Raw genomic sequence first — 13,137 nt, 5'->3', positions numbered from 1 at the left:
AAAGCAATCTAGACATCAGAGACGGATATTGTTTGGCTGTCAACCGCAAAGGAGAAGTCAGTGGACATTGAATACTACGATGACATCATTATCGGCGGTGGCAAAGCCGGTAAAACACTGGCACCCGCGCTAGTCGCGGCTGGACATAAAACCGCTTTGATAGAACGCAGCTTAACCATGATTGGTGGCGGATGCATCAATATCGCCTGCATTCCCACAAAAACGATGGTGGCAAGTGCAGAGGTCGCCCATACCGTGCGGCACAGTGCTACGTATGGGGTTAACACTAGTGCACCTATCGTAGATTTGGCAGCGGTAATCCAACGCAAGCGATCGGTCGTGGAAGCGGCGCGGGCAGCGAACTTGCATAATCTTGAAACGGCTCTCGGTCACGATCTCATCATCGGCACAGCGCGGTTTATCGCTCCTAAAACCATTGAAGTGGCAACGGCTGAAGGCACTATTCGACACCTCACCGCCGGACGGCTGTTTATTAATACTGGTACGCGACCGTTGATTCCATCAGTGCCGGGACTTAAAGAAACTGGATTTCTCACCAGCGAATCGATGATGGAATTGGAACAGTTGCCAGAGCATTTAATCGTTCTCGGCAGCGGTTATATTGGCTTGGAATTCGCCCAGATGTTCCGGCGCTTTGGCGCTCGCGTGACTGTAGTTGGGCAAAGTGGGCAAATTTTGTCATCGCAAGATTCTGATATCGCGATCGCTGTTCAAACCCTCTTAGAACGAGACGGTGTTGAATTCCTGTTGGAGTCGAAAGTATTGAAAGTTGATCGCGCTCGCAATGAAACCAGGCTGCAAATTCAGGTGGGCGATCGTGAGATCAGTCTTCAAGGAACCCATTTACTGGTAGCTGTGGGTCGTGCGCCCACCACTGATACTTTAAACCTGGCGGCTGCGGGTGTTGCAATGGATGCCAGCGGTTTTATTCAAGTCAACGATCATCTGGAAACCAACGTTTTGAATATCTGGGCATTAGGCGACATCAATGGAGGACCGCAATATACCCATGTGGCGCTGGATGACTATCGGATCATTAAAGCGAATCTCATTGATGGCGGTAACCGCAGTACGAGCGATCGCCTAGTTCCATCTTGCTTGTTCATTGACCCAGAATTAGCGCAGGTAGGTCTGACTGAAACCGCCGCACGGCAACAAGGGTATGACATTCGCGTGGCAACGCTGGATGCCTCTGCCATTCCCAGAGCAAGAACTTCGGGTCGAACCGATGGACTGCTGAAGGTGATCGTGGATGCGAAGACAGATCGTATTCTTGGCTGCTTACTCTTGTGCCATGCAGCGGGTGAAGTGATTTCGACGGTGCAAATGGTGATGCAGGCTCAACTGCCCTACACTGTCCTGCGCGATGGTGTTTTGACTCATCCCACGATGACTGAAGGGTTAAATTTGTTGTTCTCAAAGTTGTGAGGCAGCCAGCACAACATCCTGCACTGGGCGTGCTGGAGAATGATTTCCGCAAACAAATAGAAGTGCAACCCCCATGGGGTCGCATCGGACGACCACAGGACATCGCCCCTGCCGCTGTCTTCTTCTCCTTCTCTGATTCAGCCTGGATCACTGGTGAAACACTAGTGATCGCGGATAGTCTGCATTGATGTAGATCAGACTACTTTTGACGACGGCTCGTAAAAGCAGTGCTGAGACTGATGATAAAAACGCTTGAAACGCTATTGGACACAATCTATGAACAACCCCGAAAAGCTTCGACTACCCTTGCCACCGTTCGATTATGAATCCGCTATTCAAAAAGTCCGCAGCGCCGAAGATGCCTGGAACACACGCAATGCCGAACAAGTATCACTCGCTTACACGTCGGATAGCGTTTGGCGCAATCGCTCAGAATTTCTAGTCGGTCGTGAGGCGATCGTCCAGTTCTTGACCCAGAAGTGGCTGAAAGAATTGGATTACCGTTTGATCAAAGAGCTGTGGGCGTTTCGGGACAACCGTATTGCTGTCCGGTTTGCTTACGAGTGGCATGATGATGCTGGCAACTGGTTCCGTTCCTACGGCAATGAGAATTGGGAGTTTGACGAACACGGCTTCATGCGGTGGCGGATTGCTAGCATCAATGACCTACAAATTCAGGAGAGCGATCGCAAGTACCACTGGCCACTGGGTCGTCGTCCCGATGATCATCCCAGCTTGTCCGACCTTACTCTTTGAGCAGCCGGAGCAACGCTATATCACCCAGTTTTTATCCTATAATCCATCGCTATGACTGTAACTGACGGCATTATCAGCCAGCCCAGTTCCTATTCGGTGACTGAAATTATTGATCGCTTAGCCGCCGTTCTTCAGGCAAAAGGCATCACCATTTTTGCCCGCATTGATCAACAAACTGAAGCTGAGAAAGTTGGCTTAAATCTGCGTCCCACACAGTTGTTATTGTTTGGCAGCCCCAAAGCCGGAACACCTCTCATGGTGGTAGAACCCACGATCGCCCTGGATTTACCGCTGAAAGTGCTGGCATGGGAAGCAGCTGATGGCAGAGTATGGCTGAGTTACAACGATGCCCATTACTTACAACAGCGGTTCTCACTCTCGCATGAGTTGGTGAAAAACATTGGTATCATGGCACCGCTCATCCATCAAGCCTTTCTTTAGATAGCTACTCACTGGAATTGACCATCATGACTGACCCAAACCCGATCGCCACCGCTGCCTTAACCCAGAGCGCCAAAGATATTCGTGGTTCATCACCATTGATTGCGATCGCCAGCGAACCACCTGCCAAGCTAATTGTCGATCCACCGCTGCCCGAACCGTTGGCTCAGGGTCGTGTCTTCATCCAGTACCGGACGGAGAACCTGCGCGTGGTGCCAGTATTCGGCAAAGGTGCCCTCGACGTATCGCCACGTATTGGTCATATCCACATTACGGATGATGCACCCTAGCACTTTGTGGATGCTAGCGGCGAAGCAATTATCCTGGGTGGTCTGGAACCTGGACAACACAAGGTGCTGATCGAACTAGCCGATCCCACGCACAACGTCATCACCAGCGAAACGGTGACATTGATGCTGCCTAATCCGAAGCGATGAGTCGTGCCCCACTTTTCCAGCAGACCTTCGCCTATGATACGAAGTCTCGCCCCAATCCTGGATAAGCACCCCAAAATCAGCTATCAGATACGCGTCTTAAAATAAAGTTCCTTGAATTGCCTCTGGCTGGGAATTGCTTGGTTTAGGCGGCCAAAAAACACCGAGGACGACCCATGTGTTATACGGAAATACTGTACCCATAAAGAAACGGGTATCTTTGCTCTGGTTACATAGCTCGTCGAGAAACTTGCGGCGAACGCTCAAAGCTGCTTGCTCTTCATCGCCCAAACGAGCTACTTCATTTAGCCAAAGCACCCCGAGTTCCCAGTCCTCAATCATGGCATTGTGAGGTCTGTGGCTGTCATCGCACTCAAAAACATAACTGAACTTGTATGGTATTTTGCGAAGAGGTTTTTGAACAGGTCCAAAAAGGGTCAATTGGTCAAATAAAGCTTGCCATTCTGATTTCCATTCAGGATCAGCGGGTTCAATCTTTAAATCAAGTACTCTTGTAGGCTGCACAATACCAAGTGATACATGGTCAGATCCATGCAATTCTCGTAACTGCTTTACCGTGTGAATTGGAATTTGATCAATAATTTGACGACGCTCTTTCCATTCATGTTTCGTGGAAAGCGGTTCTCCTAGAACGCGGAGCGTATCCAAAATCGGTTTCCTGCTTTCTTTCCTCCGATCATTACCCGCTCCATGCGGGAAGAGATCAACTTCTATCCACTGATATTTACGGAATTGTTGATTTCTGGGTCTGTAACGGTAGTCTACTGGATAAAGTCGTACCCATTCGCCCTGCTCAGTTACACCAGCCGTACAAATAAGTTCTTGATAACCTCTAGATGGATGTGGGTAGGTCATCACAGTTATAAGAACTTTAGTTCTGATTGCCTGATTACTCATGGCTAACATCCCAAGTGCTTAACCGGCATATCAACTAAAGTTGTTAGATGTTGAGCCAAAACGTTGCGATGGCAAAATTCTGGATTAGCTTCCATACACATGAGGACACTAGGCTCAGACTTCAACAACCGACTTACGTTAGTCAAATCCTTTTCACGAGAAGGAAGACTACAACGATAATTCTCGAACAAAGATGTGTATTGATGATCAGAGCCTAGATGTTCTCGTTCTGAGCCTGGTATTCCCAGACCAGGAAGGTGTTGGTAGTCTATTTTCAAAGAACTACATAGGCGCAGAAGAGTACTTTTATGGAAACCATATCGGCGTGAGATTGGATTATATCGGACATCAATCAATCGCGATATACCAGATTCCATAAGGAGATTTAGAAACTCATCAACGGTTTTGCCTTCATAACCAGCAGTATAGATAGACTTCTCAGCAACTGGGCGTTTTCTTTTTCTTCCAGGAAGATCGCTGTTGATTGTAAACCAAGAATACTTGTCATAGATTAGATTGATTAACTTTTGTCCGGATAATTTCCCATAGATCTCAGAAATCTGGCAAATATCTTTGCTGACATCATTAGGTAAAGCTATGTCTAGATTCTTTCCTAGAGGAGTGAGATTCCATCGATTGTCAAGTCCTTTTTCTAGGAAGCCATTACGAATGAGTGAATCTGTTTCCTGATTAAGAGTAAAAGAGTAAGGACCGTACCGATACGGAATAAATTGATAAAACGTTTTTCCTCCATGAGACAACGTTTCGCAGGACAACAAAAACGCCCACTTCATCATTTGCAAGTTGGAAGCTGTACCCCCAACCTGCTGAAGCATCATTAGTAGGGCTTTTTGTCGGTGTAACACCTTGCTTATCAATCTCCAAATAGTTCATTTATACTATTAATTGTCTCACGAAGAGGTTTGAAGTCAGCTCAATATTAAGATGGCTTTACATATTACCTCAAAAGCTTCTTGGCATTCTAGCTGGCGGCTAAAATTTTGGCGCGTCTTTTGTCTCACCGCGTTTTTTGCAGTGTACCGATAGCTGCTCAAACACTACGTTGGTGCGGACGGTAAAAGTTTGTCAGTGAGAGTTCAAGGCTGCTTGCCGCTGCAAAAATATAACGTTAGCTGGCTTCCGCGCAGAGTTTTTGCACTAATCTTTTGAGATTGTTTATGAGGCTGAAATCATTTAGGAAGCAATTTTCTAAAGAGAGGTTTTGCCTGCTAGAGATGGTTGTTGAGGGGCGATCGCCCCTTAACGGATAAAGCCCAGTGATGGTGCAAAGCAGTTCACACAGTTACTTTCTCCATTTCAGGTTGATACTGCCCCAACGCGGCAGCACCGTTTAATTGAGCACGATGATACAGTTCTTTCTGAGCCGCAGCCACATTTGCATCCTGTCCATTCCAGGTTTGCATCGCGGCTTGCTGGAGCGCCCGACCGTAGGAAAACGTTAGGATCCACGGCAATTGGTCTTTGAAGAGAGCGTTCATTGCATTCAGGTGGGCAGTTGCGAGTTCATCACTTTGTCCGCCGGACAGAAAGGCACAACCGGGAACGGCAGCCGGAACGAGCTCTCGCAGACATTTCACAGTCCATCGCGCGACATCTTCAACGCTTGCCTGCTGAGAACTCTTTTCACCTGGAATCACCATACTGGGCTTGAGGATCATCTGATCAGGTTCGACCCCCTGACTGTAGAGTTCATCGAACACCATTTTGAGCACTTCATGATGCACTGCATAACTATGCTCCAGCGTATGATCGCCATCCATCAGCACTTCTGGTTCAACGATTGGGGTCAATCCGCCTTCCTGACACAGCGCGGCATACCGGGCAAGGGTATGGGCATTGGTTTTGATACAGCGATTGGATGGAATACCGTCACCGATCGTAATCACAGCCCGCCACTTAGCAAAGCGGGCACCCATTTGGTAGTACTCAGCAATGCGATCGCGCAAACCATCCAAGCCCTCAGTCACCGTCTCACCAGGCGCTTTGGCTAACGGTTTTGCACCTGCATCGAGCTTGATGCCGGGAATAATGCCAGCATTCGACAGAACTTTGGTAAACGGAGTACCATCCTTGGTGGATTGGCGAATCGTCTCATCAAATAAAATCACGCCGCTAAAGAAGTCACCAATCCCAGGAGCGGTAAAGAGCATTTCGCGGTATGCCCGACGCATTTCTTCGGTCGTGGGAATGCCCAGCTTCTCAAACCGCTTATTCGCGGTGCTGTAACTCTCATCCGCCGCCAAAATACCCTTGCCTGGGGCAACCATTGCTTTGGCAGTAGCTGCTAACTCTTGTTCGTACATACCTCAGATGTCTCCTTAAGCATGGATAAATGTACTGGAACTATCATACTTATCCCAACTTTACTTAACGTAGCAGCATGACGTTGATGGAGACAAACACAGGCGAAAAGACCTTGTCAAGCTGTAAATAAAGGTAATCATAATTGCTACCGTCACTGCATCGCTACTACAACGTCATCTGTAGACAAAACGGCGTTAGCGACATACCCGAAGTTAATCAATGCTGCCTTGTAGCCATCACCTAGCTCTGGATGGTGCGGAGCTGCTGTTGCATCTTTGACGACAAGCACCTCAAAGCCCTGTTCGATTAAGTCGCGCAAGTGAGCTTCCACACAAAGATTTGCCAGCATACCGAGCAGAATGACTTTGCTGAGATTGCGTTTACGCAGTTGCAAAACGAGGTCGTTGCTCTGCGGTCCATAGACCTTGTGAGGGCTGACCACGATCGTCTTACCATCTTCAATGAAGGGTTTGTAGCGATCGAGCCAGTCGGCACCCGATCCCAAGAAACCGTCGAGGGTTAAGGGTCCACTGCGAGTGAACTCTTTCACCCCAAACATCATCTGCTCCAGAGTTCCGGCAAATTTCCAGTTGTAATCAGTAGGGTAGTAATAGTGGGGCGAAATGAACACCTCAAAATCGTTCTGCTTCGCGGCTTTGAAGATGCGCTCGATATTCTCAACAGTTTTATTATCTTTCACACTGTCGCCCACTAAATCCCAAGAAACTCCGTTTTCACTTAAAACATCGTTCTGTGGATCAATCACGACAATTGCAGTGTCATTTTTATTGATGTTCATGTTTCTCTTTGCGATCGCTGTTAGAGGACTTTAGATCTGTGCCATACCGCCATCGACAAACAGCTCAATACCGTTCACAAAGCTGCTGTCATCCGAAGCGAGAAAGACAACGGCCTTGGCAATCTCATCCGGTGTGCCGACTCGTCCCAGTGGGATGGTGACAGCTTGGCTATCCACAAATTCCTTCAATTGATCTTCACTTAGTCCCAGGTGATCGTAACCAGGAGTTGGAACCACGCCAGGACTGATGGCATTGACGCGAATTTTGCGATCTTTGAGGTCGAGTGTCCAATTCCGGGCAAACGATCGCACAGCGGCTTTGGTGGCACTGTAAACACTGAAAGCTGGAGTACCCTTGATGGAAGTGATCGAGGCATTCAGAATGATGGAAGCACCGTCTGGCAGCAGCGGTAGCGCCTTTTGGACGGTGAACAACAGCCCCTTAACGTTAGTATTAAACGTTTTGTCAAAGTGTTCTTCAGTGATTGATCCGAGTGGGGCGAGTTCGCCACTACCCGCATTGGCGAAGATGACATCAAGGTGCCCCTGCTCCTGCTTGATTGTGGCAAAGAGGCGATCGAGGTCTGCTAGGTTGGAGGCATCGCTCTGAACCCCCGTGACACTTTTACCAATCTCCTTTACAGCAGCATCCAGTTCGGTTTGGCGACGACCCGTTATGAAGACATAAGCACCTTCAGCGATAAAGCGCTTGGCTGTAGCAAGACCGATGCCGCTAGTGCCACCTGTGACCAGCGCAATTTTCCCTTCTAGTTTGTTCATGATGAATCCTGCAACAATTGATTTTACAAAAACGGCCCTTAATGAGTTCTTGAAAATGTGGAGTCGATCGCCAACTATCAACCGATCTCTGACTTACCCAGCGAAGAATTAGACAAGCCAGAGCAGTCTTTAGCTTGTGATCAACCCCAACCCAACAAGAACAAGAATGTATGGCAACGAATAATACAAGAACCAATCGCTGACTATTGAAGATATTTCTTCAGTTCAGCGGCTGCTTGGACAAACAGCGAACGCACTGCCGGAACCTCAGCTAAACCATTCAACAGCCCGAAGTCATGAATCATGCCGTTGTAACGCACGGTTGTTACAGTTACCCCCGCTTCATCGAGCTTGCGTCCATAGGCTTCACCGCCATCACGCAAGATATCACTTTCTGCAACCTGAATGAGCGTCGGCGGTAATCCTTGTAATTGCTCAACCGTAGCCTGTAAGGGAGAGGCATAGATGTCTTGACGTTTTTCTGGGTCAGCAATATACATGTTATACATCCACTTCATCAACGGTGTTGTCAGGAACCGCTGATCACCAAATTGATGATAAGAATCCGTTTCAAAACTAGCATCTACAATCGGCCACATCATAATTTGCAACTTGATCTGTGGACCACCTTTCGCTTTTGCCATCAACGCAGTCACAGCCGTCATATTCCCGCCCACGCTGTTGCCAACAACTGCCAATTTTTTGCCATCTACCTCAATCTCCTCACCATGCTCGGCAACCCATTTGATACTGGCATAGATTTCATTGATCGCCTGGGGATACTGAGCATCTGGAGTGCGCCTGTAGTTGACGAAGACAGCCGCGAACCCTGAGAGCACTACAAGATCACGTACCATACGTTTGTGCGTTGGGTAATCGCCTAATACCCAACCGCCACCGTGAATAAAGATGAAAACAGGCAATGTGCCTTGAACTCCTTCAGGGCGCACAATGTTGAGCGTAATCGTGTAGCCGTCCGCAGTAATCGTTTTCTCAGACTCTTCAATACCTGAAAGATCCACTGTGACGGAGGCTTGTGCATCCACGAGTACTTGACGCGCTTCGATCGGAGATAATTTCTCTAATGCCACATCTGCTGAATTCAGTTCTTTCAAAAATGCCTTCACTTCTCTGGAAAGACGTGGATCATCTGCAACTTTCAAACCGTTTGCTGCTGGTGAATATACTTGAGCAACCATGATGTTCTCCTTTTGATAAGTGGTAAACAATCTGTTGAAACAGCACTGTTAAGCCTATTAACTTGACAGTGTGAATTGATGAGCAATGATTGTGAAATGACAATCACTTCCGATTGACTTTGATTTTTAGACGAAATCATTTCCTGCCAGTCGCTAGCATGGTGTCCTGCTTGACAACGTGAGTAGTCATAAATTGACGGATATGATCTGCGATCACCTCGACCTCTTCCTCCAGAGCGAAGTGCCCAGTATCCAGCACATGAAACTCAAGGTTCTGCAAGTCACGTTTGTAGGCATCGGCTCCTTCGACTAAAAAGCCCTGGTCATTTTTTCACCACACGACTAGCGTAGGGGGTTGATACTGACGCAGGTAAGCTTGCCATTGCGGATATAGCAACACATTGGATTGATAGTCGTGCTTCAGTGCCAGTTGGATATCTCGATTGCCAGGGCGATCAAGAAGCGCTTGATCTAAAGTCCAGGTATCCGGACTGAGGTTTTCTAGATTCTTGGCTCCGGTGGTGTAATACCGTTTTGTAGCCTCCGATGTCATCGTCTGACGTACTCGATCAGCATTCTCCGGTGTCTTATTTTGCCAAAAAGCTCTCATTGGCTTCCAGAAATCACCTAACCCTTCTTCGTAGGCATTGCCATTTTGCACAATCAATGACTCTACTCGCTCTGGATGCTGCGTGGCAAGACGATAGCCAATAGGAGCGCCATAGTCCATCATGGTAAAGACTGTAGCGTTTCAAGTCGATCGCATCGATAAAACCTGCGATGACTTCGGTGAGATGAGCAAAGGTGTAATCAAATTCATCTACTGTGGGCATTGAACTATACCCAAAACCAGGATAATCAGGGGCAACTAGATGGAATTGATCAGCAAGCGCAGGAATTAAATTGCGGAACATATGCGATGAAGTCGGGTAGCCATGCAGCAGTAAAATTGTTGGATGATCACGAGAACCTGCTTCACGATAGAAGATATTTAAACCATCAATTGAGACTGTGCGATATGTAGTCATGAAATTATTCCTTGGAGATTCATGGAACGCGTTTGCCACCTTATGCATTGGGCAAATCTCCAGGCAAGCCCAAAAGTTCATCGCCAATTTCGACAGAAATGCGGTCAAACAGCGCCATGTCTATTTGTTCTGTCTCATCCACTGTTCCAGTAGCTTCAATCAACCGAGCAAAGGCACTGGGGGCAGCAACGACTAACCCACGGGCTGGCTTATCACTGAGCACAGCAACCACATGAGGGGTGCCTGAAGAAATGAGATAACTTTCACCAGGGCTTAGCACCACTTTGTTCTCACCTGCCCAGACTGTGAACTCCCCTTCTAGCACATAGAGTTGCTCGGAATAGCGCGTGTGACGATGGGGAGGAGTTTGTGCGCCGGGTGGGAAGTACCCTTCGATCAGATCATACTGACCTCCGGTTGTAGTGTGATCTGCAACGATGGTGAGACGAGTGCCAAATAACCAGAGAGTTTGTGTCATGATGTCCCTGTGGGTAAGTAATTTGTGTGATCAATGCTCAAGCTTCTAACTCAAATTGAGAAAGCATTCATGAATGGCAATGATTAGACAGGAATGGGTTGCAACCGTGACGCGAGAAATTGACTGATGTAGTTTGCGATCGCTTTCCCCTCTTCCTCTAGTGCGAAATGTCCTGTATCGAGTAAATGGAACTCAACGTCTTTCAGGTCGCGTTTGTAGGGATAAGCACCCTCAGCAGGAAAGATGTAGTCGTTCTTGCCCCAAACAATCAGGGTCGGTGGTTGATACTTGCGGAAATACTCCTGCCATTGTGGATAGAGCGGTGGATTGGTGCCATAGCTATACAACAGCGCCAGTTGAATTTCACCGTTGCCGGGGCGATCAAGGAAATGTTGATCGATCGTCCAGGTATCGGGACTGATCGCTTCCAGATTGCGAACGCCGTTGGTATATTGCCACTTTGTTGCTTCCAGGGTGACAAGGTATTTGAGCTTGTCTGCATTTTCAGGCGATTTGTCTTGCCAGTATGCCTTAATGGGTTCCCAGAACTCCCGCAGACCTTCCTCGTAGGCATTACCATTTTGCACAATGAGACTTTGTACTCGCTCTGGATATTTCGCTGCAATGCGATAGCCAACAGGGGCACCGTAATCCATCACATAGAGGCTGTATTTTTTAAGGTCGATAGCGGTAATGAATTTCTCAATAATTTCAGCCAGATGATCAAAAGTGTAGTCAAATTCATCTACACCTGGCGCGGAACTGTTGCCATAGCCTGGATAATCGGGAGCAACCAGATGGAATTTGTCAGCAAGCGCAGGAATCAAGTTGCGGAACATATGAGAGGAGGTTGGGAAACCATGTAACAGCAGAATCGTAGGATTGCTGCGGGAACCCGCTTCACGGTAGAAGATATCTAAACCATCGATCGAAACAGTGCGATAAGTAGTCATGAAATTACTCCTTGCTATTTATAAAGGTGAAATGGTGACTTTTTCGGGCGGATTAATCTATCTCTCGTCCTGACGACGGCTTTGCTCCTGGAAATAATCGCGCCAACTTACGGGTAATGCTTTCAGTTGGGCTGCGCGTTGAAGCAACTCTGGATCGGTCTTCTCATGGGTATACAGTTGTGTGATATCAGCAACCGTAATATTGTTGTTATCTCGACTCACCAACTCTAAAGTGTCTCCGGCTCCGACTTCACCCTCTTGCAAAACAGAGAAGTAAAACCCGGTGCGACGACTGGAAAGAAGCCGTTTCACCATATCTGGTCGTCCAAACCGAATCCCTAGTTTGTAGCAGGGTAGACGAGGTTGGGTCACCATCAGTTGAACAGTGCCGATCGCAAACCGATCGCCAATATTCAGTTCCTCTTCTTTCAATCCAGTAGTTGTGAAATTTTCACCAAAGTTACCTAGCGTTAACTCTGTGTCAGGCAATTCACTGCGCCAATAATCGTAATGCTCAAACGGATAAACGTAGACTGCTTTCTCCAAGCCACCATGAACGGTTAAATCAGCCTGTCCATCCCCGTCTAAATTGAGCGATCGCACCATGACGCGATTGCGAATTGGCTCTTTGAAAATACCAGTGCTAACGGTTCTCCCTTTCCAAGTCACTTCACGCGGAAGCCCGACATTGACAGAGATGAGTTTCATTTTTAGCTCCACATTTAGTCATGAAGAAGTGGCAACCCTTTACGGTAATCCATCTTCTTTGCATCAACCCTGCAACCGTTTGCATGACCTTAATTTAGGGGACTAATTCAAAGTTGTCGTCCATTCAGGGTCTATCGTTTAAGCAACAAATCGATCAATGATTGGTTGATCCGAGGTATAGGTTTAGATCAAACTTAAGTTCAAGGTTTAGATCAAACTTAGGTTGGTCATGACCAACCTATAGGATGGCAATCCCTCGCTTTAAGGCAATAATGGTTGCCTGTGTGCGGTCTTTCGCTCCCAACTTGCTTAAAATGCGGTTGACATTCGATTTAACAGTGCTTTCAGTAATATTGAGGGCAGCACCGATTTCTAAGTTGCTCAGGCCCTGAGCGACTAATTGAAGGACTTCTAATTCGCGATCGGTCAACTCTGGGTTATTCATGCGCTGCACTAACTTAGCGCCAACATGCGGTGGAATATATTGTTGCCCACGGTGAACAGTACGAATAGCGGTTCGGAGTTCGTTAGGTTTGGAGTCTTTGAGCAGATAGCCCTTTGCCCCAGCCCGTAAGCCACGATAGATATCCTCATCGCCGTCATAGGTGGTCAATACAATAATACGAGCCGTATTGAATTCCGCACAAAGCGCTTTAATGGCTTCAACGCCTCCCATTTGGGGCATCCGTAAATCCATTAAAGTGATATCCGGTTGTGATTCGCGGAACAACGCGATCGACTCAATCCCATTTTGTGCTTGACCAACCACCGTCATATCGTCTTCTTCATTGATGATGGCAGCTATTCCTTGCTGAACGATCGCATGATCATCCACAATCAGAACACGTATGACTGCTGGTTGGCTCATA

General features: G+C 47.6%; 16 protein-coding genes and 1 pseudogene. 5 read left to right on the top strand and 12 right to left on the bottom strand.

Annotated elements, in window-relative coordinates; translation table 11 throughout:
• Positions 1 to 60 precede the first annotated feature (60 nt).
• The 5 genes and pseudogenes from JOY44_RS22920 to JOY44_RS31630 all read left to right on the top strand — a co-directional run bounded on the left by JOY44_RS22920 (position 61) and on the right by JOY44_RS31630 (position 3,083).
• On the top strand, positions 61 to 1,449 hold the full coding sequence (locus tag JOY44_RS22920) for a mercuric reductase (RefSeq protein ID WP_171575729.1): 1,389 nt from the start codon (positions 61 to 63) through the stop codon (positions 1,447 to 1,449).
• A complete protein-coding gene (locus tag JOY44_RS22915; protein ID WP_171575728.1) occupies positions 1,446 to 1,637 on the top strand; it encodes an SDR family oxidoreductase in 192 nt (63 codons plus the stop codon). Before JOY44_RS22920 ends, JOY44_RS22915 begins: the two co-directional genes overlap by 4 nt.
• Before the next feature lie 88 nt (positions 1,638 to 1,725).
• Positions 1,726 to 2,205 carry a DUF1348 family protein gene (locus tag JOY44_RS22910; protein ID WP_171575727.1) on the top strand — a complete coding sequence of 160 codons (480 nt, stop codon included), beginning with the start codon at positions 1,726 to 1,728 and terminating at the stop codon, positions 2,203 to 2,205.
• Positions 2,206 to 2,256: 51 nt separating this feature from the next.
• Positions 2,257 to 2,646, top strand: a complete 390-nt coding sequence (locus JOY44_RS22905) for a DUF302 domain-containing protein (protein ID WP_197985693.1) — start codon at positions 2,257 to 2,259, stop codon at positions 2,644 to 2,646.
• 26 nt (positions 2,647 to 2,672) lie between these two features.
• Positions 2,673 to 3,083: pseudogene (locus JOY44_RS31630) on the top strand (DUF6130 family protein).
• A 96-nt stretch (positions 3,084 to 3,179) separates the two neighbouring features.
• On the opposite strand, the gene JOY44_RS22890 reads toward JOY44_RS31630, so the two are convergent.
• The 12 genes from JOY44_RS22890 to JOY44_RS22840 form a co-directional block, all read right to left on the bottom strand.
• Positions 3,180 to 3,998, bottom strand: coding sequence for a hypothetical protein (locus JOY44_RS22890; RefSeq protein WP_171575726.1), 819 nt, complete (start codon positions 3,996 to 3,998; stop codon positions 3,180 to 3,182).
• A gap of 2 nt (positions 3,999 to 4,000) precedes the next feature.
• Positions 4,001 to 4,837: a DUF488 family protein gene (locus JOY44_RS22885; RefSeq protein WP_171575725.1), complete on the bottom strand. Its 837-nt coding sequence runs from the start codon at positions 4,835 to 4,837 to the stop codon at positions 4,001 to 4,003.
• Between the two features lie 456 nt (positions 4,838 to 5,293).
• Positions 5,294 to 6,322, bottom strand: a complete 1,029-nt coding sequence (locus tag JOY44_RS22880) for a class I fructose-bisphosphate aldolase (protein WP_171575724.1) — start codon at positions 6,320 to 6,322, stop codon at positions 5,294 to 5,296.
• 152 nt (positions 6,323 to 6,474) lie between these two features.
• Positions 6,475 to 7,122 (bottom strand): cysteine hydrolase, encoded by a 648-nt coding sequence (locus tag JOY44_RS22875; RefSeq protein WP_171575723.1) that lies wholly within the window; start codon positions 7,120 to 7,122, stop codon positions 6,475 to 6,477.
• Between the two features lie 30 nt (positions 7,123 to 7,152).
• A complete protein-coding gene (locus JOY44_RS22870) occupies positions 7,153 to 7,902 on the bottom strand; it encodes an SDR family oxidoreductase (RefSeq protein WP_171575722.1) in 750 nt (249 codons plus the stop codon).
• A 203-nt stretch (positions 7,903 to 8,105) separates the two neighbouring features.
• Positions 8,106 to 9,101, bottom strand: a complete 996-nt coding sequence (locus tag JOY44_RS22865; RefSeq protein ID WP_171575721.1) for an alpha/beta hydrolase — start codon at positions 9,099 to 9,101, stop codon at positions 8,106 to 8,108.
• A 331-nt stretch (positions 9,102 to 9,432) separates the two neighbouring features.
• Positions 9,433 to 9,834 carry a hypothetical protein gene (locus JOY44_RS31625; RefSeq protein ID WP_197985776.1) on the bottom strand — a complete coding sequence of 134 codons (402 nt, stop codon included), beginning with the start codon at positions 9,832 to 9,834 and terminating at the stop codon, positions 9,433 to 9,435.
• Complete coding sequence (locus JOY44_RS32990; RefSeq protein ID WP_242541851.1) at positions 9,725 to 10,015, bottom strand: alpha/beta fold hydrolase; 291 nt, start codon at positions 10,013 to 10,015, stop codon at positions 9,725 to 9,727. Before JOY44_RS32990 ends, JOY44_RS31625 begins: the two co-directional genes overlap by 110 nt.
• Before the next feature lie 154 nt (positions 10,016 to 10,169).
• Positions 10,170 to 10,607 carry a cupin domain-containing protein gene (locus tag JOY44_RS22855; RefSeq protein WP_171575720.1) on the bottom strand — a complete coding sequence of 146 codons (438 nt, stop codon included), beginning with the start codon at positions 10,605 to 10,607 and terminating at the stop codon, positions 10,170 to 10,172.
• Between the two features lie 83 nt (positions 10,608 to 10,690).
• Positions 10,691 to 11,560 (bottom strand): alpha/beta fold hydrolase, encoded by an 870-nt coding sequence (locus JOY44_RS22850; RefSeq protein WP_171575719.1) that lies wholly within the window; start codon positions 11,558 to 11,560, stop codon positions 10,691 to 10,693.
• Between the two features lie 57 nt (positions 11,561 to 11,617).
• Positions 11,618 to 12,268 (bottom strand): MOSC domain-containing protein, encoded by a 651-nt coding sequence (locus tag JOY44_RS22845; protein ID WP_171575718.1) that lies wholly within the window; start codon positions 12,266 to 12,268, stop codon positions 11,618 to 11,620.
• Between the two features lie 238 nt (positions 12,269 to 12,506).
• Positions 12,507 to 13,136 (bottom strand): response regulator, encoded by a 630-nt coding sequence (locus JOY44_RS22840; RefSeq protein ID WP_171575717.1) that lies wholly within the window; start codon positions 13,134 to 13,136, stop codon positions 12,507 to 12,509.
• Position 13,137: the final 1 nt, after the last annotated feature.

This window comes from Leptolyngbya sp. Cla-17 (assembly GCF_016807185.1).
GTDB lineage: Bacteria > Cyanobacteriota > Cyanobacteriia > Leptolyngbyales > Leptolyngbyaceae > ULC077BIN1.
This window is presented reverse-complemented; position numbering and strand designations above follow the sequence as displayed.